Annotated in this window: 23 protein-coding genes; 11 read left to right on the top strand and 12 right to left on the bottom strand. The window is 60.4% G+C overall.

Translation table 11 applies throughout. The features are described 5' to 3' along the window. Window positions 1-4: 4 nt before the first annotated feature. Window positions 5-1759: a type I secretion system permease/ATPase gene (locus ACS4RS_RS33535; protein WP_439013721.1), complete on the top strand. Its 1755-nt coding sequence runs from the start codon at window positions 5-7 to the stop codon at window positions 1757-1759. Next, window positions 1756-3066: an HlyD family type I secretion periplasmic adaptor subunit gene (locus ACS4RS_RS33530; RefSeq protein ID WP_439013722.1), complete on the top strand. Its 1311-nt coding sequence runs from the start codon at window positions 1756-1758 to the stop codon at window positions 3064-3066. Before ACS4RS_RS33535 ends, ACS4RS_RS33530 begins: the two co-directional genes overlap by 4 nt. 168 nt (window positions 3067-3234) lie before the next feature. Here ACS4RS_RS33530 and ACS4RS_RS33525 read toward each other — a convergent pair whose 3' ends face one another. Beyond that, window positions 3235-3558, bottom strand: coding sequence for a transcriptional repressor TraM (locus ACS4RS_RS33525; RefSeq protein WP_439013723.1), 324 nt, complete (start codon window positions 3556-3558; stop codon window positions 3235-3237). Window positions 3559-3818: 260 nt separating this feature from the next. On the opposite strand from ACS4RS_RS33525, the gene ACS4RS_RS33520 reads away from it, so the two are divergent. From ACS4RS_RS33520 to ACS4RS_RS33505, 4 genes are all read left to right on the top strand, one after another. After that, complete coding sequence (locus ACS4RS_RS33520; protein ID WP_130680533.1) at window positions 3819-4067, top strand: helix-turn-helix domain-containing protein; 249 nt, start codon at window positions 3819-3821, stop codon at window positions 4065-4067. Window positions 4068-4187: 120 nt separating this feature from the next. After that, window positions 4188-4820 (top strand): DUF433 domain-containing protein, encoded by a 633-nt coding sequence (locus ACS4RS_RS33515; RefSeq protein WP_439013724.1) that lies wholly within the window; start codon window positions 4188-4190, stop codon window positions 4818-4820. Further along, window positions 4817-5191 (top strand): DUF5615 family PIN-like protein, encoded by a 375-nt coding sequence (locus ACS4RS_RS33510; protein WP_439013725.1) that lies wholly within the window; start codon window positions 4817-4819, stop codon window positions 5189-5191. Before ACS4RS_RS33515 ends, ACS4RS_RS33510 begins: the two co-directional genes overlap by 4 nt. Window positions 5192-5523: 332 nt before the next feature. Beyond that, entirely contained in the window at window positions 5524-6309 is a 786-nt protein-coding gene (locus tag ACS4RS_RS33505; RefSeq protein WP_449314149.1) for an aminoglycoside phosphotransferase family protein, read from the top strand. Window positions 6310-6466: 157 nt separating this feature from the next. On the opposite strand, the gene ACS4RS_RS33500 is transcribed toward ACS4RS_RS33505, so the two are convergent. The 5 genes from ACS4RS_RS33500 to traA form a co-directional block, all read right to left on the bottom strand. Beyond that, window positions 6467-6916, bottom strand: a complete 450-nt coding sequence (locus tag ACS4RS_RS33500; RefSeq protein ID WP_449314161.1) for an N-acetyltransferase family protein — start codon at window positions 6914-6916, stop codon at window positions 6467-6469. A 204-nt stretch (window positions 6917-7120) separates the two neighbouring features. Continuing rightward, entirely contained in the window at window positions 7121-7741 is a 621-nt protein-coding gene (locus tag ACS4RS_RS33495; RefSeq protein ID WP_439013727.1) for a TraH family protein, read from the bottom strand. Window positions 7742-7757: 16 nt separating this feature from the next. After that, the gene (locus ACS4RS_RS33490) at window positions 7758-8924 is read right to left on the bottom strand and encodes a conjugal transfer protein TraB (protein WP_449314148.1); all 1167 of its coding nucleotides are present in this window, start codon (window positions 8922-8924) and stop codon (window positions 7758-7760) included. Beyond that, window positions 8914-9477: a conjugative transfer signal peptidase TraF gene (traF, locus tag ACS4RS_RS33485; protein WP_439013729.1), complete on the bottom strand. Its 564-nt coding sequence runs from the start codon at window positions 9475-9477 to the stop codon at window positions 8914-8916. Before traF ends, ACS4RS_RS33490 begins: the two co-directional genes overlap by 11 nt. Further along, window positions 9474-12800, bottom strand: coding sequence for a Ti-type conjugative transfer relaxase TraA (traA, locus tag ACS4RS_RS33480; RefSeq protein ID WP_439013730.1), 3327 nt, complete (start codon window positions 12798-12800; stop codon window positions 9474-9476). The genes traF and traA overlap by 4 nt, the downstream gene beginning before the upstream one ends. Window positions 12801-13054: 254 nt before the next feature. Between traA and traC the strand changes: the two genes are divergently transcribed. From traC to ACS4RS_RS33460, 4 genes are all read left to right on the top strand, one after another. Beyond that, window positions 13055-13351, top strand: coding sequence for a conjugal transfer protein TraC (gene traC, locus ACS4RS_RS33475; protein WP_439013802.1), 297 nt, complete (start codon window positions 13055-13057; stop codon window positions 13349-13351). 4 nt (window positions 13352-13355) lie between these two features. After that, on the top strand, window positions 13356-13571 hold the full coding sequence (traD, locus tag ACS4RS_RS33470; protein WP_439013731.1) for a type IV conjugative transfer system coupling protein TraD: 216 nt from the start codon (window positions 13356-13358) through the stop codon (window positions 13569-13571). Beyond that, window positions 13558-15492: a Ti-type conjugative transfer system protein TraG gene (gene traG / locus ACS4RS_RS33465; protein ID WP_439013732.1), complete on the top strand. Its 1935-nt coding sequence runs from the start codon at window positions 13558-13560 to the stop codon at window positions 15490-15492. The genes traD and traG overlap by 14 nt, the downstream gene beginning before the upstream one ends. 300 nt (window positions 15493-15792) lie before the next feature. Next, the gene (locus ACS4RS_RS33460; RefSeq protein ID WP_449314147.1) at window positions 15793-16383 is read left to right on the top strand and encodes a thermonuclease family protein; all 591 of its coding nucleotides are present in this window, start codon (window positions 15793-15795) and stop codon (window positions 16381-16383) included. A gap of 233 nt (window positions 16384-16616) precedes the next feature. On the opposite strand, the gene ACS4RS_RS33455 is transcribed toward ACS4RS_RS33460, so the two are convergent. Then, on the bottom strand, window positions 16617-16931 hold the full coding sequence (locus ACS4RS_RS33455; protein WP_439013733.1) for a hypothetical protein: 315 nt from the start codon (window positions 16929-16931) through the stop codon (window positions 16617-16619). Window positions 16932-17373: 442 nt separating this feature from the next. Here ACS4RS_RS33455 and ACS4RS_RS33450 point away from each other — a divergent pair, with 442 nt between their 5' ends. After that, window positions 17374-17682 carry a WGR domain-containing protein gene (locus ACS4RS_RS33450; protein WP_439013734.1) on the top strand — a complete coding sequence of 103 codons (309 nt, stop codon included), beginning with the start codon at window positions 17374-17376 and terminating at the stop codon, window positions 17680-17682. 65 nt (window positions 17683-17747) lie between these two features. Here the strand turns inward: ACS4RS_RS33450 and ACS4RS_RS33445 are convergent, their stop codons facing one another. The 5 genes from ACS4RS_RS33445 to ACS4RS_RS33425 form a co-directional block, all read right to left on the bottom strand. Then, entirely contained in the window at window positions 17748-17921 is a 174-nt protein-coding gene (locus ACS4RS_RS33445) for a hypothetical protein (protein ID WP_168301575.1), read from the bottom strand. A 294-nt stretch (window positions 17922-18215) separates the two neighbouring features. Beyond that, a complete protein-coding gene (locus tag ACS4RS_RS33440) occupies window positions 18216-18383 on the bottom strand; it encodes a hypothetical protein (protein ID WP_449314146.1) in 168 nt (55 codons plus the stop codon). 294 nt (window positions 18384-18677) lie between these two features. Beyond that, a complete protein-coding gene (locus tag ACS4RS_RS33435; RefSeq protein WP_127431460.1) occupies window positions 18678-18989 on the bottom strand; it encodes a DUF736 domain-containing protein in 312 nt (103 codons plus the stop codon). 645 nt (window positions 18990-19634) lie between these two features. Further along, window positions 19635-20561 (bottom strand): zincin-like metallopeptidase domain-containing protein, encoded by a 927-nt coding sequence (locus tag ACS4RS_RS33430; protein WP_439013804.1) that lies wholly within the window; start codon window positions 20559-20561, stop codon window positions 19635-19637. A 301-nt stretch (window positions 20562-20862) separates the two neighbouring features. Continuing rightward, on the bottom strand, window positions 20863-21447 hold the full coding sequence (locus tag ACS4RS_RS33425; RefSeq protein WP_207603821.1) for a hypothetical protein: 585 nt from the start codon (window positions 21445-21447) through the stop codon (window positions 20863-20865). Window positions 21448-21744 lie beyond the last annotated feature (297 nt).

The following is a 21744-nucleotide window of genomic DNA, read 5'->3' as shown; positions in this document are numbered from 1 at the left end:
TGTCTTGAGCAAGACTGCGGAACAGCCGTCACAAGTATTCCTTGTGGCGGTCCTCTCGTCACTTCGAAGGGCCGTCCTCGGAGTCGGTCTGACAAGCTGTGTCATCAATATTCTGGCATTGACCGGCTCATTTTTCATGCTCCAGGTCTACGATCGAGTCATTCCCGGACGTAGCCTTCCGACACTGGTGGGACTCGGAGTCATCGCCGCGACGCTGTTCGTCTTCCAGGGCATTCTGGAACTGATCAGATCGTTGCTCCTCGTCCGGGTTGGCACCGCGGTCGACGAACGTTTCGGTGACCGCGTCTACGGTTCTCTGGTCCTATTGCCGTCGCGGATGCAGATGCCAGGCGACGGTCTGCAGTGTGTGCGCGATCTCGATACCGTCCGCGGTTTCCTGTCGGGACCGGGGCCGACGGCTCTGTTCGACATGCCTTGGATGCCGTTCTACCTCTTCCTTTGTTTTCTTTTCCACTTTTGGATCGGAGTAACTGCGCTTGCCGGCGCGCTGATGCTCACCGGACTGACGGTTTTGACCGAGTTCAGATCGCGGCAACCGGCGAAGGAAGCAGCCAAGCTTGCCGCCGAGCGCATCAATCTTGCTGAAGCGACCAAGCGAAATTCGGAAGCGGTCCTCGCCATGGGCTTCGGTCATTTCATCGGACTACGTTGGACCGAGCTCAACCGCAAATACCTGGCAAACCACGTTGCAGCCAGCACGGTCACCGGTGGGCTGGCGAACGCTTCGAAAATCCTGCGCATGATGCTGCAGTCCGGAGTTCTTGCCGTCGGCGCCTTTCTGGTGATCCGGCAGGAGGCAACTGGCGGCATCATGATCGCTAGCTCCATCCTGGTGAGCCGAGCGCTCGCGCCCGTCGAGCTTGCTATTGGTCAATGGAAAGGCTTCGCGGCCGCTCGACAAAGCTGGTCGCGCCTGACGAAGCTGATGACGCTGATGTCCTCGGAGCAGCACGAGGTCGCGCTACCACCGCCACGAGAAAGCTTGACCGTTGAAAACCTGCAGATCGCTGCCCCGGGTGGCCGCAGCCCTATTGTCCGCGGCGTCTCCTTCAAGGTGTCTGCAGGTGAGGCGGTCGGAGTCATCGGTCCAAGCGCATCAGGCAAGTCGACGCTCGCCCGCGCCATCACAGGGCTTTGGTTGTCCTTGGGAGGCGCAGTGAAGCTCGACCAGGCATTGCTGGCGCAATGGGATCCGCGCGAACTCGGCCGCCACCTCGGCTACTTGCCGCAAGATGTCTCGCTCTTCGATGGCTCGATTGCTCAAAACATAGCCCGCTTCGATCCAGATGCCGGATCCGAGGCGATCATCGCAGCATCACGCGCAGCAGGTGTTTACGACATGATCGTGCAGTTTCCTGATGGATTCGACACGAAGATCGGAGAGCATGGATCGGCACTCTCGGCTGGGCAGCGCCAACGCATCGCGCTCGCACGGGCGCTCTATGGTGATCCATTCCTGGTGGTTCTCGACGAGCCAAACTCCAACCTCGATGCCGACGGGGAGGCAGCCCTGACAAGAGCAATCTCTGGCGTTCGCTCGAGAGGAGGGATTGCAATCGTGATTGCGCATCGGCCGAGCGCCCTGGTCGCCGTCGATAAAATGTTGGTCATGGGTAACGGGCAGATGCAAGCTTTCGGTCCCAAGGACGAAGTGCTGAGCAAGATAACGGGACGGCCGGCAAAGTCCGCGCCTCAACCCGTCCGCCTGCTGATTGGTGGCGAGGAGACGGGATCGTGAGAGAGAAAGGAGCGCCATCTGCTGAGCGCGCCATCCGCAATCTGACAGTGGCCGCCCTTGGTACCGTCCTGCTGCTCGGCGGCGTCATGGGAGGTCTTGCAGCGACCACCCGCCTCTCAGGCGCAGTCATTGCCTCGGGAACGGTCGTCGTCGACAGTTATGTGAAGCCGGTCCAGCACCAGAAAGGCGGAACGGTCGGCCAAATCTTCGTCAAGAATGGCGATCTTGTAAAAGCCGGCCAAGTCCTCATTCATCTCGACGACACCCAATCGCGGGCTAATCTCGCCATCGTCAGAAAACGTCTCGACGAGCTTTCGGCCAGAACCGCACGGCTTGAAGCGGAACGCGATGGTGCGGATACGGTCGAGTTTTCGAAAGACTTTCTTGCAAAAGCCAACGATCCTCAGGTCAGCCGCTCGATTGAAGGAGAGAAGCGGCTCTTCGCCGACAGGAGATCTTCGCGCATGAGCCGCAAGGCACAGTTGCGCGAGCGAGTTGAGCAGCTCAAACAAGAAACGGAAGGCCTGGTCGCGCAGGAAAGAGGAAAACGACAAGAAATCGGACTGATCGAAAAGGAACTCGAAAGCCTGCAGCGGTTGTTTGATCAGGGGCTTGTTCCAGCCAACAGAGTGTATGCCCTGCAGCGAGAAGCCGCGAACCTGACGGGAGAGCTTGGCAGTCTGCTTGCGAACGAGGCACAGGCGAAGGGCAGGATCACCGAGACGGAACTGCAGATCATCCAGATCGACGACGACCTGCGTAGCGAGGTCTCCGATCAGCTTCGTCAGGCCGAGAGCGATATTGGAGAATTCTCCGAACGCCTCGTTGCCGCCGAGGATGACTTGCAGCGCATCGATATTCGTGCGCCGCAGGGTGGCGTCGTGCATCAGCTTGCCGTTCACGCACCCGGCGCCGTCATTGCTCCGGGAGAAGCGATCATGCAGATCGTTCCAGATCGCGATGCCCTCGTTGCAGAGGTCAAGCTTTCGCCAACTGACATCGACCAGCTCACCATTGGACAGACGGTGCATTTGAGATTTTCTGCTTTCAGCCAGCGAAACACACCGGAGCTGAATGGCGTGGTAACCAGTGTGGCAGCAGACCTCACGACCGAGCAGCGGTCAGGTCTCAGCTATTATGTTGTCCGGACCAAAGTTTCCGACGGCGAATGGCAAAGGCTTGGTCAGGTCACGCCTGTTCCCGGCATGCCGGTCGAAGCTTTCATACAGACCGGGGAGCGGACCGCTTTGGCCTATCTGACGAAGCCCTTCATGGATCAGGTCGCGCGGGCCTTCAAGGAGGAATAGGAAAGATGAAAGGCGTTCTGGCTGACCCAATACCACGGAAGAAGGATTCCCTCACTGGGCTTTCCCGCAACTGAAATGATGTTGCGTAGACTGCATCGTACTACCGCTTGTTCGAACCTCGTGAAAGGGAGCACGTTATCTTCGCCTGCTGCTGGACGGCTCCGGCATTCAATCGTCGCTATCCAACGGAAGCTCAGGGACGTAGCCGAGCGCATCGATCATTTCGGATATTTCCTCCTGCTGGGCCAGGGACTTCTTCTGACGCGCGACATACTCGTCCTGTAAGCTACTAAGCAGGTCTTCGGAGACCGACGGATCGGTGGCTGCGCGGGTCCATTGCTCATAGACAGCTTCGTCGGCGGCTATCAGACGGTGGTGCTCAAGGATTGCGGACACAGCCAACACCTCCAGCTCCGACGGTTGCATCAAGCTGAAGCGCGATTCTCTTTCGTTTCCTTCGTCATCTGCATCGGATGAGCCCGCCTTGTTCATCTGCCTCTCCTAAACTTCATTCTCTGCCACCCGGACCTAAGGCTGCGGCCTTATTATATCGGTTGAGCCTGACCGTCATTCTTCTGTGCAACTGGTATCCTGTGCGACATTCACCTCGCGCGCGCCCTTACTGACGTCGAAAAGGTGCTTGGACTTGAACGAGACTGTCTTACTTATTTGCTCAAAAGGATCTGACCCACGCTTGAGTTGTAGAGAATACTCCGTGGCAGAATACTCATCAAGCCGCTGTTCTCTCGGCCATGGAGATTCGAGAGGTATTTGCGCGAAATTTGCGCGCTGCCCGGCAGGGTAAGGGCTTGTCACAGGAGGAGCTCGCCCATCGCGCGGATATCGATCGCACCTATATCAGTTCCCTTGAGCGTAGCGTCTACAATGCAAGCATCGATGTCGTTGACCGTTTGGCGACAGTCTTGGGCATCGAAGCCTGTGAGTTGCTAAAGCGGCCCCCGGAAGAACCACAGATGTCAACCGCCGAGCTTGACGATTAAAAGAAGTTGTCATGCGGACTGCCGAGCTCATGCCCAGCCGGCAATGACGAGAATTCGTTTGTACCAGCCACATTGCGAATTGCCCGTGCATCATATATATTCTTTCGAAGGAGAATGATTATGAGTAACGCTCTTCGTGAATACACGCCCACTGAGGCGGCTGCCGTGAGTGAGATTGGCATTAAGTCGGTACACAACGCGATCGACAAACGAATCATTGGAAGACCCTCTTCCAGCCAACGAAGCCGTGCGATCACTGACGACGATCTGCTGCGCCTGAAGCTCTGGTTCGGCGTCGGTTCGATCCTTTCCGCCGAGCGCCGGAAACGCCTCTTTGCCGCCATCGACGAAAATCCTGAAGCCGACACGGTCAGAGCCGACGACTATCTGATCGTTGACGTCGCGAGAGCAAGGGTGCACTTGGCCGCGCGCGGCGAAGCGCTCAGGGAAGCGGATAAGATCATCCACAGTGTGAAAGGCTTGGTTGGCGGCGAGCCGGTCTTCAAAGGCACGCGCGTTCCAGTCCGAACAATCGCTGCGATGAAATTGCAAGGCGCTGCCACGAACGAGATCGTCGAGGGCTATCCGGCTCTCACGGCGCGCATGGTGGACCTCGCCGAAATCTGGGTAGCGGCTCATCCTGCCCGTGGGCGGCCACGAAAGTTGTCGGAGCAGGGACTGAAAGTAAAGTCGGTGAAGCGCTTGCCTCTCGGAAAAGCCGATACCGAAAAGCCCTCGGGCACGGCTTCGTGAAGTTTCTCGTCGATGAATGCCTGCACACATCGCTGGTGGCCGTGGCTCAACATCACGGCCACGAATGCTTTCACGTCAATTGGCTGGGCCTGAGCGGCGAGACCGACTGGGATCTGATGCCTCGGATCGTCGCGGAAGATTTTACCTTCGTGACGAACAATGCCCGTGACTTCAGGAAACTCTATGCGCGAGAGGATCTGCATGCCGGCCTGGTGATCATCGTGCCGCAAGTTCTGCCGGGACAGCAGCGGGAATTGTTCACGCTCGTTCTGCAGGAACTCGCCGCTTCTCCGGATCTGGTGAACGAAGTGATCGAGATCGCTATCGAAGAGGGCGAGGCTCTGCTGACGCGTTATGCACTGCCGGAGTGAAGATCAATTCCCGCCAATCTGGACAGATCGATACGAATCCCGGCACTCCGACGTTATATATCTGGCTCACACCGGTCGAGAGCTTGGCAATCCGTTTTATCTAACGGACGACATCGATTTTGCCAGCTCTCCTCCGATTCTGAACAATTGATCTAGTGATCGTGATGTGTCAGCGGAGAGCGGACAAACTCCCGTTTTTATGCCCAACCGCCAGTTGCGGTTGTAATGGACTAAAGGCATAAGCTTTGCCGTTCGGATGATTACATGGACTTTGTACGGGTAGAAAATCTACGGATAACTCTATTTTTGAGCCTTTTATTCGGAAATGGGGTTTGGCCGCGGACGGTGCGCAAATTGTTACACACACCAGCTCACTCCTGCCCGTTTTTTTTAACGGTAGGGTGGCCATGCTGAAGGTCGCGACTGACATCAAAGAGAAACTCGGGGCAAATCTCATGATGTGGTGGAACGGCGAAGGGGCAGCGGAGGTTTTCGAGCATTTTGGTGATGCGATACTCATGGAACGCGCGACCGGTAACCGCTCGTTGTTTGAAATGGCCGAACACGGCCAGGACGACGAGGCAGGTGCCATTATATGTGCGGCTACCGCGCGACTCCATCAAACAAGAAAGCAGGAGTCGCCCGAGCTGCTTCCACTGGCGCACTGGTTTGACGCAATCTTGGAGCGACCGCGCGAGGGTATTTTTGCTGATTGCGCCAGAGCTGCCGAATTGCTGCTGAGCGAGCCGCGTGATGTTTGTCCTCTCCACGGTGATATCCATCACGCCAATATCCTTGACTTCGGGAATCGTGGTTGGCTGGCCATCGATCCAAAGGGAGTGATCGGCGAACGGACGTTCGATTACGCGAACATATTCTGCAATCCAAATCATCACATAGCGACAACCGCAGGACGTTTGGAGCGGCAGCTTCGAGTGATCGCCTCATCGGCGGACTTGGACGAAACAAGGCTTCTCCACTGGGTACTGGCCTGGACGGGCCTTTCGGCGACTTGGCTGATCGAGGGCAAGTTGGAGGAACATGTTGAGCCAACACTTCAAGTCGCCCGCATTGCTGCCGCCGTTATCGACAACCGCAGTGCAAAGATCAGTTCATAGCACCCGAAAACGTGGTGTCCGTAGCCATGCAATGCGCAGGATGACAGCGTAGACCGAGAGAAGTGTTAGGCACGTATGACCCTGAGGGAATAATTCCACGGCAGGAGGCCCTCAATCCGGCGCTGCTTGTGACCGTTGGCCATGGCAGGCTTTTGCGTCATAGTTGTCGTTCCATGATGATGGTACGCTCTTCGCCGTGATAGCTGTCGCGTACAGCTATGAATCCCAGATTCGCGTAAAACTGCTCTGCGGTTACGGATGATGGGACCGTAAGCACCCGGATATTTGCTTCACGGGCAGTCCGCACAACCTCTTCCATCAGTCGCCGTCCGACACCGATACCTTGTGCACTCGGTGCCACAAACACAGTTCTGACTGACCCGCCTTCCAAGCTGGCAGTCCCGAGGATGCGAACGCCTGGGGTAGCGACGAACATCGTTCTCTTGCCCATCAAGCTTTGCACCGCGTCGGCGCTGAAGCTCTCCTCTACTCTTTTGATGATGTCCGCCGAATAATCTTTGGCATTGCTCTCACGTAGAGCGGAGAGGATCACTTCGCTTATCGCGGCAGCATCCTCCGGCGCGGCCGGTCGTACCTCATATCGTATTGTCATGGTCTACCAACCCGAAGGCCATTCCTATCGTTGCGTGATCCGATAGTCGTGCAACAAACACACCAATCGCGGCTCTGCAACAGAGATCAGGGGTGTTGCAAATTTCATGCATCGGAAACACACTGATTTCATGCTTTTGGAGTCGCGCTCAGTTCTGGCCCGACCGAAGATGCCTCACGGAAAAAAACGAACTCAACGCTATCGCTGACCACCAATGCGAGATAGATCGATCCGTATCCCCGCAGTGCCAATTTTCTTTTCGTCCGAAGGTTCTTCCTCAGGCTGCAGCGAAGGCCCGGCATCGATCGTATTCACCTCCGATTTAACGGCCCGCCGTTCCTCTTGGTTGGCTAGTGCCCCGCCGGGGTCATCCGCCTGAAACACGCTCACGCCCTCGAACTCACCGGTCTTCCATGCGTAAACCGCATCCTCGAAAATCTGCGGGAAGACGTCTTTGCTCGTGGGATTGCCATACCATTTCGCAACGATCCTAAGGACCTTGGCAAACATCGCCGTGCCTTTGCGAAGGTTTTGGCAGGCATCGACAAGGTCGGGTTTCAGATCCGCCGGTTCCTTGACGCCAACGCCTGCGGGAAATTGTGTCAGGCCGACGCGGACCACCGCCTGACCAGCAAATTGCCGCACGATCGCCATTGCCTCGTCCGCCGTTCTGGCTTTCGGCACGAGGATCAATCGGCCACCCGATTTGACGGTGACGGCAAGGGGATCATCTGAGCCCGCCGCCGCCACGAACTGCTCGACGATCGCGGGCTTGAGGGAGGGGTCGGCACATTCTTTGATCAGGGCGGCATCGAGCATGGGGCCTCCTTGGCGCTCATGTGTTGAAGGCGGTAACAAGCGGTTTTGCGAAGAGCCTCGCCCAGGCGGTGGTAGCGGCGCGCTGGATGGCGACGATCGACGTCCCATCGGTCCACCAGCCGTTTCCGACGGCAATGATGAAGTCAGGATCGTGCAGCATGGACTGGAGGACGGGCCAGACGATCAGTTGCTCGTAGCAGATCAGCGGCGCTGCCCGGCCGGCACCGATCGGGACGACCGGGTTCGCAAAGAAGTCCGCCCTGGCGCCGCCGCTCTCCCCGAACAAGAAACGCCACGGCTGCCACATCGAGCCGGGAACCGGCATGCGTTCGCGATAGAGGATGCTGCTTCCGCCCTTCCTGTCGATCGCGACGAGGACATTGTCGTAGCCTGTGGCATCGAGCACCGTTGCGCCGGCGATGGCCGTCGCATCGATATCGGCGGACGCGCTCGTCCAAAGCCGCGCCACGGTCGGTGTCCAGAAACCAAGCGCAGTTTCCGGCAGCACCACAAAGCCGGCGCCATCGCTGGCGGCGCCACGCACCGTTGCGATCAGGTCACGCTGGCGGTGAAGACCGGTGTCCCGACCGAGCGAAGCGCCCAATTCGAGGTCGACACCGCGCCAGCCATTGGGTAGACCCGGCTCGGTCCACGATGCGGCGGACCACAGCCAAAGGCCTATCAAGGTGATGGCGACAGCTGGCCAAACACGGGTTGCGAGGCCCGCAAGGCCAGCTGTCATAAGCCAGAGTCCCCACCATCCCCATCCCGGAAACAGAACTCCCGCAGCCGTGACTGGATGCGCCCAGCCCGTGATGCCGAACGGCGGGATCGACATAATGATGGCTGCAAGGAGATAACGAAACGGACGAACGTTCGGGTTCTTCGTCCAGAGGACGGAATGGACGGCAACGAAACTCATAGACGCACACAACCAGAGCAACAGGCCCGGCCAGAAATCCGACGAGTAAAAGGCGGCAACGCCTCGCGGCAGACCACGTGATGCGGCCAGGAAATATCCGGCGGAGACAAGTGCCGCCACTGATCTCGTTCCCGCGATCGACCAAAGAACCGGAAACCCCAGCGCGACGGGTAGAAGCAACACATGGCCGCTCCAGCCCACCACGCCGATCGCGATCGAAGCGAATATCAGCAGCCCCGGCCGAAGGTAATCACGGCACATAGGTGAACACCTCCTGCGCCAGCCCCAGAATGCCGGAGATCGGCACCGGGCCAAAATATCGGGAGTCATAGGAGCCGGGGAATGCGGAATGCAGGAAGACATATCCCGGCGGTACGATGCCGCCCGGAAAGGGCGTCAACGGCCGGCCTTTTCCATCTCGTAATGCGAGACTGGAAGAGGAAACCATCCGCCCATTCACGCTCACGCTGGCGCCGATTTCGACATGCTGTCCTGCAACGGCGATCACTGTCTTGATCATCGGTGCGACGCTGCCCGGGCAGGAGCCAGAACGGAGATAGCCACGCGCTCGTGCCTTCACCATTTCCGGCGTTTCCGGCGGGCAGATGAACAGGAGGTCATCGACTGCTGCCGGTTGATGAAGCGGGATAATGCGCCACAGGCCGAGTGGCTCGCTCGGTGTCAGATTGATGCGGTAGCCACCGGCGACGGCAGTCACCACCAGCAGGATGGCGGCCAACGCCGCCATCGACAGAACCACAATGGCTCGTCGTTGCTGCGTGGTCATCGACCGGCGGGTTGCAGCCCCGGTCATTTCAGCGAGAGCCCTTGGCTCTTCGTCCGACGCAGCGTCTCGGCCTGCTTGAGCGCTTCCGTCGTTCGCTCATGAGAGCCAAGTTGCTGGACCGTCCGCATGGAATTCCACGCGGAGTGGACCTCCGCCTTCTGGCCAGCCGTCATGCCTGCTGTGACGGTCTCGAAAGTCTTGCCACTCGTGTCTTTCGCAGCCAATGGCAGGAATGTCCGTTCCCCGAAACGTTCGGAAACCGCCTTGGCGAAACCTTCGAGTTCTGCTTTCACCATCTTGTCGGCCAGAGCATATTCGAGGCTTGCGGACAAATCGTTGCGATCGATCGCATCGCGCACGCGTTCGAGCGTTTGCTTGGCAGATGGGGAGAGCGCCGGGATGTCGACCGAAACCTTGAGCCGGACCGCGCGCTCTTCCGTCTCGTGTTTGAATTCGGCCTCGGCCCGCTCACGAAGGTAGCGTTCAAGATTTCGGGCAAGCGCCGGCACATTGGCGATGGCTTTTTCCCGGTCCTGCTTGTCGGCACGGCTGGCGAGAAGACCGGTCTTGCCCTTGAGCGCACCGAAGCTCTCTGGCTCGCCGGCAACCTTTGCCAAGGTGGACTGCGCGACCGACTGGTCCTTCAACATGGTATCGACATTGATCACCTTGAAGGCAGCTTCCGGATTCGCGTAGACGAGCTGGAAGCGGGTCGAGACGTCCTCCCATTGCTTCTTGAGCGCGGGATCGGCGGCGAGCTTGTCTTCGACAGCCTGGTCGAGCGATTTCGGGAAGGTGGTGATACCTGACACCATGGGCTTGGCCTCCTTGATCGTGTTCGGGGCGGTTTGTTTGTTGCTGCCGCGGGCCAGCCCGATCGCTTTGCCGATGGCGGCAAGACGGGCGCCGAGATCGGCGAGTTTCTGTTTTTGCCGGACGGCCCACTGGAGGCGATCGCGTGCGATCGTGCGGGCGACGTTGACAAGATGAAGGCCCCGCGCCTCGGCAAAGCGCAAGGCTTGGCCGTACAAAGAGCTCTTCTCGTAATCGAGCGTCGTCTCCTTGGCGTTCCGGCGCGACAGGATCGGGAGGAGACCGCCGGATTTCGCGAAGGAGCGACTGCCGTAGTAGACGGCGAGATCCTCACGATGGCGCGTCATGGCCACATAGGTGAGATGCCGGTCCAATGAAAGGGAAGCAAGCACCTTCACCCGGTCGACGGTCGCGCCCTGGCTCTTGTGGATGGTCGTGGCATAGCCGTGACCGAGATTGTTGTAGAAGCGCTGCTCGATCGTGACCTGGCGACGATGTTCCCTTTCGCCGATCTCAGCGACGATCCGGCCGGGTGCGGCCTCAAGCACCTTTGCGAGCATGCCGTTCTTGACGCCAAGGCTGCCCTCGTTCTTGAGGAACACGATCTGGTCGCCGGCCGCGAACATGCGGGTTCCGTCCTCTGTCTTGAACGCAAATCCGTCCGCGACGACGCCACGCTCGACCAGCTTGGCGCGGGCCATATCGTTGAGCTTTCGGACGTCGCGGCGAAGGTGTGCGAGGATCAGGCTGGTCTTCGAAGGGTCGTAGTCGCGGTCCCACGCTGCGATCAGGCTTTCGACCGCCTCGTCCTTCAGTCTCAAACCAATCATTCGACCATGGGCGGTGTAGGCATCGACAGCCTTGCGGACACTGCCACGAGCGAGATCGAGCGAGGCGTCGCGCATCCATTGCTGGCGCTGACGATAGATCGTCTCGAGTTCGGCATAGCCGATGCGATCGGCGATCGCACGGAAAGCGGCGCCCGCTTCGATCGGCTGAAGCTGTTCCGGATCGCCGACAAGGATGAGTTTGGCGCCGGCCTTGGTAACGGCTTCGACCAACAGCGCCATTTGCCGCGACGACACCATGCCGGCTTCGTCGAGTACGAACACAGTCTTGTGGTCGAGCTGGTTGCGGCCCTGGTTCCAGCGAAGCTCCCACGACGACAGCGTGCGGGAAACGATGCCAGCTTCCTTCTCCAAACCTTCGGCGGCTTTGCCAGCCAACGCTCCGCCGACCACACGATAACCGGCCGTTTCCCACGCCTCGAGCGCAGCCTTCATCATCGTCGTCTTGCCGGCCCCGGCGCGGCCGATGACAGCGGCAATCCGCGTGGCCCCGGCGACATGCTCGATCGCCGTTCGCTGCTCATCCGACAGACGAGAATGGCGCGTAAAGGTCGCCTGCAGCACCACCTCACGGACGCCATGGGAGGTGCTGCCGGATAGCCAGATCGCGCGATTGGCCATCTCGGCCTCAAGCCGGATCATCGCCCGCGTCGTGTATTTCGCGGGTGTGCGAATACCTGTCGCAAAGTTGATCCGCTCGCGTTCGAGCCGGAGCGCTTCCGGACTTTGCAGAATGCGGACCATCAGACTTTGGAACAGAGCGACATCGTCGATATAGCGATACAACACCTTCGCAACATCGCGTTCGTCGAAGACGCTCTTCTCCCGCGTGATCAGGTCGAGCACGATCTCCGGACGGCGCTGGATGCGGCGGGCGTTCTCGCTGCGGCGCTCCTCCTGAAGCTCGATGCGTTCGAGTTTGGGAGCCGAGGTCTCCGACTTGTGGTCGGATTGCTCGGCCTTGCGCTCGATGGCTTTGGCGCCGACGCCGAGGTGAATGGTTGGCTCGAGGTCGATACCCTGCTTTTCGAAGGAACGGCCATCAATGCGGATATCGAGGCCGGCAAGCGCCAGATGTTTGTTCTGACAGGCAAACCAGCCGTCGCGAAACGCATTGAAATCCTCAGTGCTTCCAGCCCAAAGCTCGTAAACGATCTTGCCGGCGTCATTTCGGATTGGCTTGCCGTCCGGTCCCAGAACCGCAACCTTTTTCGAACCGAAGCCGTCTTCGGTGAGTGGCCGCAATGTCGTCATCAGATGCACATGGGGATTGCCAGTCGCATCATGATAGACCCAGTCCGCGACCATGCCCTGGGTCGCGATGTGCCGCTCCACAAAGTCGCGCATGAGCGCGATGTTCTGCTCGGCCGTCAGTTCGAGCGGCAGGGCTATGGTGACGTCCTTGGCGAGCTGCGCGTCGGACCGCTTCTCGAAGCCCTCCACCTTGTTCCAGAAGGCCTCGGATGCGCCGGCGACCGAGCGATCGGCAATCATACTGCGCACCCATTCCGGCGCGTCGGCAGGGATCACGAACTCCTCATGCAGGAGCCCCTGCTTTCGGGTGTAGTCGATCGTCCGGGCTTCCCGCTCGTAGTCCATCTTGGCGCAGTGCCGGTAGGCGGCCGACAGGACGGCGCTGCGGCCGGAGCCACGGGCGACGACGCTGACGGAGAAATGTGGGACGGCCACGGCGAAGTTCTTTCCCGGTTGCGAACGAAATCAATGCGTTCATTGGGAGCGGCGGCCCCGCCAGGCTCTCTCAGCAACACGTCGCGCCAGCGACGTATAATTGCGCCCTTGGAAGCCGCTCCTTCGGAACGGCCGGGATGATCCACCAAAGCATCGCCGTTGGCGATTGTAGGATTCACAGTAGTGCGTTCCGCACTCTGTTCCGAAAGCTGGCTTCGAAAGACACGCTTTCTCAGCCAGGGAGACGAACGGACATGAAGAAGCCATCCGCGAAAATCCGCGACGAAATCGCCAAGCTGCAGGAACAGCTCAAGCTCGCCGAGACACGGGAAGCGGAACGGATCGGCCGGATCGCGCTCAAGGCGGGACTGGGCGAAATCGAGATCGACGAGGCGGAACTTCAGGCAGCGTTTGAGCAACTGACCAAGCGATTTCGCGGAGGGCAGGGCGCTACGACCGGAGGGAAGAAGGGCGCCGGCGACAGCAGCGGACAAGCGTCGACCGCGGCGGAAGCGTCTGGCCCGGGCCCGAGCAGTGCTGGCGAGGCTTGAGCGGATGAGCAGGACCATGACATCCGACGCCCGCAAGAAGGACACGCGCGAAAAGATCGAGCTCGGTGGCCTGATCGTCAAAGCCGGGCTGCGCTACGAGAAGCGCGCGCTGTTGCTGGGCGCCCTGATCGACGCAGCGCGCCGCATCGAGGGCGACGATGGCGAACGGTCCAGGCTCACCGCAATCGGCGTGGAGGCCTTTGGCAATGACGATGCATAGGATTACGCTCGTCGTCGGGCCAGGGACGTTGATGATCCTGGTCGTCATCGGAATGACCGGGATCGAGCAGTGGCTTTCAGGCTTCGGAAAGACCGAGGCCGCGCGACTTGCATGGGGGCGGGCAGGGATCGCGCTTCCCTATCTCGCAAGTGCGGCGATCGGAATCTTGTTCCTGTTCGCGACCGCCGGCGCGATCAATATCAAGCAGGCAGGTTGGGGCGTCGTTGGGGGATGCAGCGGGACGATCCTGATCGCGGCACTTCGCGAGACAATACGCCTTTCCGCTTTCATGAATACGGTACCCACCGACAAGACGGTCTTGGCCTTTCTCGATCCGGCAACGTCGATCGGAGCGAGTGCGGCGCTCTTATGTGCCTGCTTCGCACTCCGCGTCGCGTTCATCGGCAATGCGGCATTCGCAAGGGCCGAGCCGAAGCGCATCCAGGGCAAGCGGGCGCTGCATGGCGAGGCAGATTGGATGAAGCTCACAGAGGCGGCAAAGTTGTTTCCCGATGCTGGTGGCATCGTCATCGGCGAGCGCTATCGGGTCGATAAAGACAATGTCGGCGCCCGAGCGTTTCGCGCCGATAGCGCCGAGACGTGGGGCGCCGGCGGTAAGTCGCCGTTGCTGTGCTTTGATGGCTCGTTCGGCTCGTCGCACGGGATCGTCTTTGCCGGTTCCGGCGGTTTCAAGACGACGTCGGTGACGATCCCGACGGCACTCAAATGGGGCAGCACGCTGATCGTGCTCGATCCATCGAACGAGGTCGCACCCATGGTCTCCGCGCATCGCGGCGGAGCAGGAAGAGACGTGTTCGTCCTCGACCCAAGGAAACCGGACGTCGGCTTCAACGTCCTGGACTGGGTCGGCCGTTTCGGCGGAACGAAGGAAGAGGATATCGCCTCCGTCGCGTCATGGATCATGAGCGACAGCGGCGGCGCGCGCGGCGTCCGTGACGACTTCTTTCGCGCATCGGCGCTGCAGTTGCTCACGGCGCTCATCGCCGACGTCTGCTTGTCCGGTCACACGGATGAGACGGAGCACACGCTTCGGCAGGTGCGCATGAATCTCTCGGAGCCGGAGCCGACATTGCGCAAGCGGCTCCAAGACATCTACGACAATTCCGGCTCGGATTTCGTAAAGGAGAACGTCGCAGCCTTCGTCAACATGACGCCGGAAACCTTCTCTGGCGTCTATGCCAATGCGGTCAAGGAGACACATTGGCTTTCCTATTCGAACTATGCCGCCCTCGTGTCGGGAAAGAAATTCTCGACCAGCGACATCGCGGCGGGAAACACCGACGTCTTCATCAACATCGACCTCAAGACGTTGGAGACCCATTCCGGTCTTGCGCGGGTCATCATCGGTTCGTTTCTCAATGCGATCTACAATCGCGACGGACAAATAAAGGGGCGCGCGCTGTTTCTCCTCGATGAGGTCGCCCGCCTCGGCTACATGCGGATCATCGAGACCGCGCGCGACGCCGGCCGCAAATACGGCATCACGCTCACGATGATCTATCAGTCGATCGGCCAGATGCGCGAAACCTATGGCGGTCGCGACGCGGCAAGCAAGTGGTTCGAGAGTGCCAGCTGGATTTCGTTTGCCGCGATCAACGATCCCGAGACCGCCGATTACATCTCCCGACGCTGCGGCATGACCACGGTCGAGATCGACCAGGTCAGCCGCAGTTTCCAGGCAAAGGGATCATCGCGGACGCGCTCGAAGCAGCTCGCTGCCAGACCACTCATCCAGCCCCATGAAGTTCTGCGCATGCGTGCCGACGAACAGATCGTCTTCACAGCCGGCAACGCGCCGCTCCGATGCGGACGAGCCATCTGGTTCCGGCGCGACGACATGAAGGCACGCGTCGGCATGAACAGGTTTCACATGATCGGGGATGCGCCAAAGCCTGCATGATCCAAGCCGGCGCGCAGTGCAACCGAGCAAGGCTGATCCAGGAAAATGAAGAGTATCGGAGAAATCAGCATAGCGACGCCCGACGGGCGGGATTTCGGGAATTCTCGTCGTGCGATGGGTGGGAAACAGGGCAGCCGCAGGAGCCTCAACATAGTGGCCCGAGGGGGAGGCGGGATCGACTGCTCCCCGCCCCTCGCGCACCATTTTGCCGGCCACACTACAGCCCGGAGCCAAGCTCCTCCGTAAACGCAGATGAAACCGCGTCCGACATAGGCTGAGGCGAAACGAGGGAATCGGATAGTGGCAAAATCGAATGTGGTTCCGTTCAGAAAGCCGCCGAAGGCCGGACGCGGTCGCGATCGGCAGCGCGCGGGTGAAGCACTGCTGAGATCTGGGCAGAACAGACGGCTTAAACGCTCAACGGCAGTTCTAGGCACCGTGATCATTGCTGTTGGAGGTTGGCTTGCCTATGGCGGCGCCGGCGCTCTCCCCGGCTTCGCCACTTTGGCCAAGACACCGACGACGGATTCATTGTCGGCCGCATTTTCGATCTGCGACGGAAGCCACCGGACGAACTGTGTCGTCGATGGCGACACCTTCTGGTTCGGGGGTCAGAAAATCCGCATTGCCGACATCGATACGCCGGAACTCAGCCCGCCGCGCTGCGAGGCCGAAAGGATCAAAGGTGAAGCGGCAAAATCCCGGCTGCTGGCGCTGCTCAACGCTGGAAAATTCTCCCTGGCGGCCGGATTCCGTGACGAAGACAAGTACGGTCGCAAACTTCGAACGGTGTCTCGTGCGGGCAACTCGCTGGGCAACGTTTTGATCAAGGAAGGCCTAGCCCGGTCATGGGATGGCGCGCGACACGGCTGGTGCCAAAGCGGGCGTTAGCTAGCCATCGCTTTCCCAGCACGGGAGAGGGGGTTGGGGAAAGGGAGGAGGGAACCGTCCCCTTTCTCCATGGGAGGAAGTTTGAAGGAGGGGCGCTGCTCTTCCTTCATGGGGTGAGGTTTGAGAGGGGCGGCAGAGCCCCCTTTCATAGCCGCTCCGGCCGGTCGATCCGGCTGGACCGGCTCACGCGACAGGCAAAGACCAGAGGCGGAAAGCCGCCTCTGGTCTCGACCTCAATCGCCTGGGTCGAAAGGCTCTTTGTCCTCCAGGCCGATGTGCCACCGTTTGTCGGACCACCGCGACGGGAGGTAGATCTCGTCACCGCCGAAATGTGCGATAATGATCTTGCCGGCTTCGTGGAACAGACCGAAATCCACTTTATGCTCGATTGCCCAAAGCAGCGCCGCAGACAGAAACTCGCGCGAGATATCCGCGGGCAAATGAACTTCCGCATCGAAATTTCCGCGCAAGCGTTCAAGCCAATCCGGCTGTTGATCCGACCGCTTCTGGTCGTCTCCAATCTGGTGAGTCATTTGATGCTTTGTCATCAGGGTCTCCTTTTCGTTTCTGACGAAAGGTGTCCGCACCGTAGTCCGTGAGGGGTCCGGGACCGCGGAACGCGGCCGCCCTGCGGCGAGCGGAGGAACCGATTTTCTCTGTGCCGCTTGCGGCGCAGGGAAAATTGGAGGGGGCCGCGATGTCCTTGATGCCGGAACGGCGGGTGCAAAATGGGGTGTCAGAGAGAGATAGAACCGCGTCCTGTAGGGACGCGACCGCTTGCCATCTCCGATGGCCATGAGCCTTTTGGCTGTCTCCGGACAACAATATTTGGAAGAGGCATGCTTCTTGCCGCGAGAGGATCGTAACCCGACAGGGCGGAGACCGCGTGCGGGCTCCGGTCGCAGCGCGACTAGAGCCGTGCGCCGTCGGCGCCTCGCTCGAGCGCCATTCTTCACGAAAATGAATCGGTCGCACTTGTAGGATTCACATATGTCGTTGGACGTGGCGACGCCGGGTGACGATCATGTCGGCATGATTTCGCAACCCTACCAGCTCTATGTCGAACGATCGGATCCAGCCAAGAACATGGCTCGGTATTATGCCATGGAGATCGAGCAGACGATGTTCGGAGAGGCTTGCCTGATCCGGCGATGGGGAAGGATAGGCAAGCGCGGGCAGGAGAAACATCATGTTTTCGAACGGGAAGAAGAAGCGGTTCGCTTGTTCCTTGAGCTGTTGAAGCAAAAACGTGCTCGCGGCTATCGGCCCAGAACAACTCTGCGATATTTGCAAAGCTGACCCCAATCGTCTCCGATCTCTCAAATGGCGAAACAGGGGCCGCCGAAGCGGCCCCTGTTGGCGCGTTATTCTCGCCGGTTCCAGTCGGTCTCGAACGACGCCCCGATCTCGACGAAGAACGGGATCTTGATTGTGAGCTTGAGACCGAGTTTCCCCTTGCGGAAGAAGTGACAGATCACCTTGCCGAGGACGCGGAGCCGACGGCCGGTGGCGGTGAGGAATTGAGCGAGCTGTTGCACGGTATTTTCTCCCTTCGAAATGCGGACATCGCGGGGATGGGCCGCATGACGGACAAGGAGGGGCGCACCTCAAAGGCCGAAACGGAGGTGGAGGACCTGCCGGCGCCTGAATTTTGCTCCCGCGAGGAGCCGCAATGCGGCGGGGAAAATTCTGGCGCCGGCAGGTTGCGGCGCGACGGACGGGATGCAGCATCCCCATGTCGATGACAGGAGATCGAAAGGAAAGTTGCAGCGGATCGCTCCTCTCCGTACTGTGGATGGCGGCGGACTGGCAGCGCCGGTAATATGCCGTCCTCAGAAGGGCGGCTCGGCCTCGATGGAACCGTCCTGTTCGGCAAGCACGACGATCAGCTCGGCCTGGGCGATTTCAATCTCGGCCTCGATCTGGCGGCGCTCGCTGGGCTCAATGCAGGCGTTCAGCTCGAGGCGCAGTTCTTCGATTTGTTGTTCGATCGTCGTCATCTCCTTGATGTCTGAGAAAGATGACGCCCGCCGGCGTGGAGTTGGGTCAGGGTCAAGGATCGCGCATGCGACCGCCAGCGGCGGCGAGTGGGGGAGCCGAAATGCGCCAAGCATTTTGGGGGGACCGCTCGTCCTTGAGGCTGGCCCGGCTCCACGGCACGATTGGCTTGATATGAGCAGACCCCACTTCCCCGTATGGCACCCAAAAAGCTGGAAACGGGCTCGACGCCCGTTGCCTGCTTTCTCAAAGCGGCCCGTTGGCCCCGCCTTAGGCGGCGGGGCCTTGGTGGGATCTCAATCCCGGTTGGGGCGGGACCAGATCAGCTGGTAGCCGTCCTCGCCTTCGACCTCGGTGAGCGTTGCGTAGATCGGCGCCGGGAAGCTCGGGTCGTCCAGCTTGACCGAGAGGTAGTCGCGGTCGGTCTCGCTGGAGCGCTTCTGCCAGGCGGCACCCAGCTCGACATTGCCGGCGTAGATACGGAAGTGCGGACCCTTGTCGGAGGGGTTTTCGATGCGGGCGATGCGGGCCTTGACGTTGAGTGCGAGGGTGCGGATCGAGCCGGTGAAGCCGCTTTCGGTGGAGGTGAAGGTGCCGATGGTAGCCATTGTCTGTTCCTTTCTTTCGGTTGTTTCGGGCCGCGCCCTTCGCGGCCTCGATGGCTGTCGCAAGGATCGGGGACGATCGGACCGCACCCCGAAGGGGCTGAAACGAAGAGGAAGGCGGCTGGGAGCAGCTTTCTTGGGCCGCGAGGAATGCGAACGCAGTTCGCAGGGGAAGAAAGTTGCGGACGGCCGTTGCGGGAGAACGATCGAGGCGAAGCCGGTCTCCGATCAGACATGCCTCATCGAGCCCGCGGAGGACGTGGCCTATGACAGCGGTGTGAGGAACATGTCTATGGCGGCCCTCGCCAGTACGTTGCCCCGGCGGAACAGCCCGGCCGCGAAGCCGTTCCCCTGTCTCTAAGTCATAGCGTCGACTTCGGATGCGACAAACTCGGACAGCCGGGGCAGTTGCCTCCCGTTATCAACGCGATATTGTCGAGCCACGATTCGTCGCCTGGAGGATCTATGCGTCAACAGACAAAACCGTTTGTGGTCGAAATCAAGCAATCCCGAAAGCTGAAAGCCGCCGATCGGAAACCATCGATCTGGGGGAAGCTGGACCTCACGTCCGATCCGCATGCCCTGGCGGAGAGAGAGCCGAATGAGCTGTTGGCCGTTGCGGGTGACAACGACCGACCTTAGTGTCTCCTACGCAGCCGCTCTGTTGTCGGCCTGACTGGGTTGGAGACCATGCAGGAAGCTGACCGCGCGCTGGGCATGCGCCGCCGCCTGGAAGATAGCCCGCTTGTCGTCAGATAGGACCTTCAGCCACGAGTCCAGGTAAGACGCATGGTCCGGCCGTGGCTCCAGCTCCGGTGCGATCCCGAGATCGGCGCAAAGGAAGCAGCTTCCAAGTTCGGCGATCAGTTCTTCGCGAGCCCGCTCGCTCTTGTCTTTGGCATATCGGCTGAGATCGCGCCCGACGCGATCGGCGCCCGCCGTCCAATGGCAACTTTCGTGACTCAGGGTTGCCACGTAAGACGCGGCGTCGCGGAACGTCTCGAACGGCGGCATCTGGATGTGGTCCGTGACTGGCGAATAATAGGCCTGCACCCCACCATGGCGGATGACTGCGCCGGTGTTGCGGAAAAAGCGATCGGCGTGCTCCATGCGCTCGTCAGGATCGAGCACCGGACCTGGTTTGTGATGGTACGGCTCCGGCAGCCCGTCGATCTGCTCGATGTTGAACACTGTATATGCTTTCAGAAACGGGATTTCCCGGTCGACTTCTCCACCATTGCCGTCCGCCTCGGACTTGGTGAAGCGGCTGGCGAAGACGACCGTCGAACCGGTCTCGCCCTTGCGCACCGCCGCTCCCAGTTCGAGCGCCTGCTTGAACGTCATCCACATGGGTGAGGTGAAGCCGCGCGCCATTCCCTCCGACCATAACAACAGAATGTTCATGCCCGAATAGGGCTGACCGTTGTAGCGTAGCGGCCGGGTAATCCGGCCATTGGTGTTGGCCGCGTGCCAGGGTTTCATCCAGGGTTTTACACCTTTTTCCAGATCGGCAACGATCCGGGCCGTGATCCGTGCATAGATGTCGGCGCGTTCGCCCTCGGCTTTCCTGCTCATGTCATTATCCTCCGTTTTGGAGGCCGCGCCCACCGCGGCCCCGTCGCGGAGGTCCGAAGGCAGGAGCGATCGGGTGGCATGCCGCACCGGAACGGCCGGAACGGAGAGAAGGACGGCGAAGCCGTTGCGGCGGACAACCGGCTCCTGCAGGACCGCCGACCGGGACGGGGTCGCGTGGCGAGCGGGGTCCATGTTTCTCTTCCTTATGATGACCTGGAAAAAGGCCGGTCCCAAAGGAACCGGCCTAATGATCAGGGAGAGGGAAGAATGGGCGGAGCCGAAGCTCCGCGCGAAAAGCGGCTCAACCGAGTGCCGCCATCTGCGCCTCCGCCGCTTTGCGGTCGAGCGACTGGCCCGGGTTTTCGACCGGGCGGTCGAAAGGCTTCCAGGCTTCGCCGATGACGTGGCTGTAAGCTGCGACTGCGCCCTCGGCGGCCATCCGCAACGCGTGGGACTGTATGCCCATGTCGGCGGCGAATTCGCGTTTGCGCTGGGCGGCGCTGTCGTAACCGACCGGGCCATCGAGGTCCTCGTCGCGGGCATCGTTTGCCGATTTGGCGGTGGCGTCTCGCGCCTCGGAGACCGCCCGACTGTAGAACTGGCCGGCTCCGTGCGCCGAGCCGACATAGGCCCCGACGATGCGCTGGAGATGGATCTGCATCGCTTTCTCGCCGAGACCGTCCGAGAGGCTGTCGGCGGTCGCAATGATCAGGCGCTCGTGGAGCTCACGGATGCCGTCGCTGTCGACCACCGCGGATCCAAAGCTCTCGGCGATCAGCATTGCCTGGACGGTGTCCGGGCATGTGAGCCTGACCATCTCGAGGGTCGCGCCCTTGCGGAGCGGCACGACGCGGGGGGAGGGTCGATTGGTTGCGGGCTTGGCCATGGGATCTTCCTTTCGTGGTTTTCACCGAAGCGGCTCCGGCCCCTGCCGGTCTGCCCTTCGATGCGGTCGACAGGAACCGGTTGAGGACGGGCGCTTTCACGGGTCCGGGACGGCCGGACGAGCGAAACGGGTTTGCGGACAAGCGGGGTTAAGCCCTGCGAAGGACGCGGAGCCGTTTTGCGAGGGAGGCTGCACCGGCCGCTCCGCGGCGCCGCCAGCGGCCTTGAAACGACCGGCCGCCGGTTCAGACCGCAGCGAAAACGAAGGGCAGACCGGCAGGGGTCGGGCTATGGATCC

The sequence above is a fragment of the Rhizobium sp. F40D2 genome, assembly GCF_051810745.2.
Lineage (GTDB): Bacteria > Pseudomonadota > Alphaproteobacteria > Rhizobiales > Rhizobiaceae > Rhizobium.
This window is presented reverse-complemented; position numbering and strand designations above follow the sequence as displayed.

Excerpts from the sequence above, each read along its gene's own strand:
- ACS4RS_RS33450 (WP_439013734.1), top strand. The coding sequence starts at position 17,374 with ATGTCGTTGGACGTGGCGACGCCGGGTGACGATCATGTCGGCATGATT.
- traF (WP_439013729.1), bottom strand. The coding sequence starts at position 9,477 with ATGACCGGGGCTGCAACCCGCCGGTCGATGACCACGCAGCAACGACGA.
- ACS4RS_RS33495 (WP_439013727.1), bottom strand. The coding sequence starts at position 7,741 with ATGCTCGATGCCGCCCTGATCAAAGAATGTGCCGACCCCTCCCTCAAG.
- traG (WP_439013732.1), top strand. The coding sequence starts at position 13,558 with ATGACGATGCATAGGATTACGCTCGTCGTCGGGCCAGGGACGTTGATG.
- ACS4RS_RS33520 (WP_130680533.1), top strand. The coding sequence starts at position 3,819 with ATGGAGATTCGAGAGGTATTTGCGCGAAATTTGCGCGCTGCCCGGCAG.
- ACS4RS_RS33525 (WP_439013723.1), bottom strand. The coding sequence starts at position 3,558 with ATGAACAAGGCGGGCTCATCCGATGCAGATGACGAAGGAAACGAAAGA.
- ACS4RS_RS33515 (WP_439013724.1), top strand. The coding sequence starts at position 4,188 with ATGAGTAACGCTCTTCGTGAATACACGCCCACTGAGGCGGCTGCCGTG.
- traC (WP_439013802.1), top strand. The coding sequence starts at position 13,055 with ATGAAGAAGCCATCCGCGAAAATCCGCGACGAAATCGCCAAGCTGCAG.
- ACS4RS_RS33435 (WP_127431460.1), bottom strand. The coding sequence starts at position 18,989 with ATGGCTACCATCGGCACCTTCACCTCCACCGAAAGCGGCTTCACCGGC.
- ACS4RS_RS33440 (WP_449314146.1), bottom strand. The coding sequence starts at position 18,383 with ATGACGACGATCGAACAACAAATCGAAGAACTGCGCCTCGAGCTGAAC.
- ACS4RS_RS33490 (WP_449314148.1), bottom strand. The coding sequence starts at position 8,924 with ATGTGCCGTGATTACCTTCGGCCGGGGCTGCTGATATTCGCTTCGATC.
- ACS4RS_RS33455 (WP_439013733.1), bottom strand. The coding sequence starts at position 16,931 with ATGACAAAGCATCAAATGACTCACCAGATTGGAGACGACCAGAAGCGG.
- traD (WP_439013731.1), top strand. The coding sequence starts at position 13,356 with ATGAGCAGGACCATGACATCCGACGCCCGCAAGAAGGACACGCGCGAA.
- ACS4RS_RS33425 (WP_207603821.1), bottom strand. The coding sequence starts at position 21,447 with ATGGCCAAGCCCGCAACCAATCGACCCTCCCCCCGCGTCGTGCCGCTC.
- ACS4RS_RS33430 (WP_439013804.1), bottom strand. The coding sequence starts at position 20,561 with ATGAGCAGGAAAGCCGAGGGCGAACGCGCCGACATCTATGCACGGATC.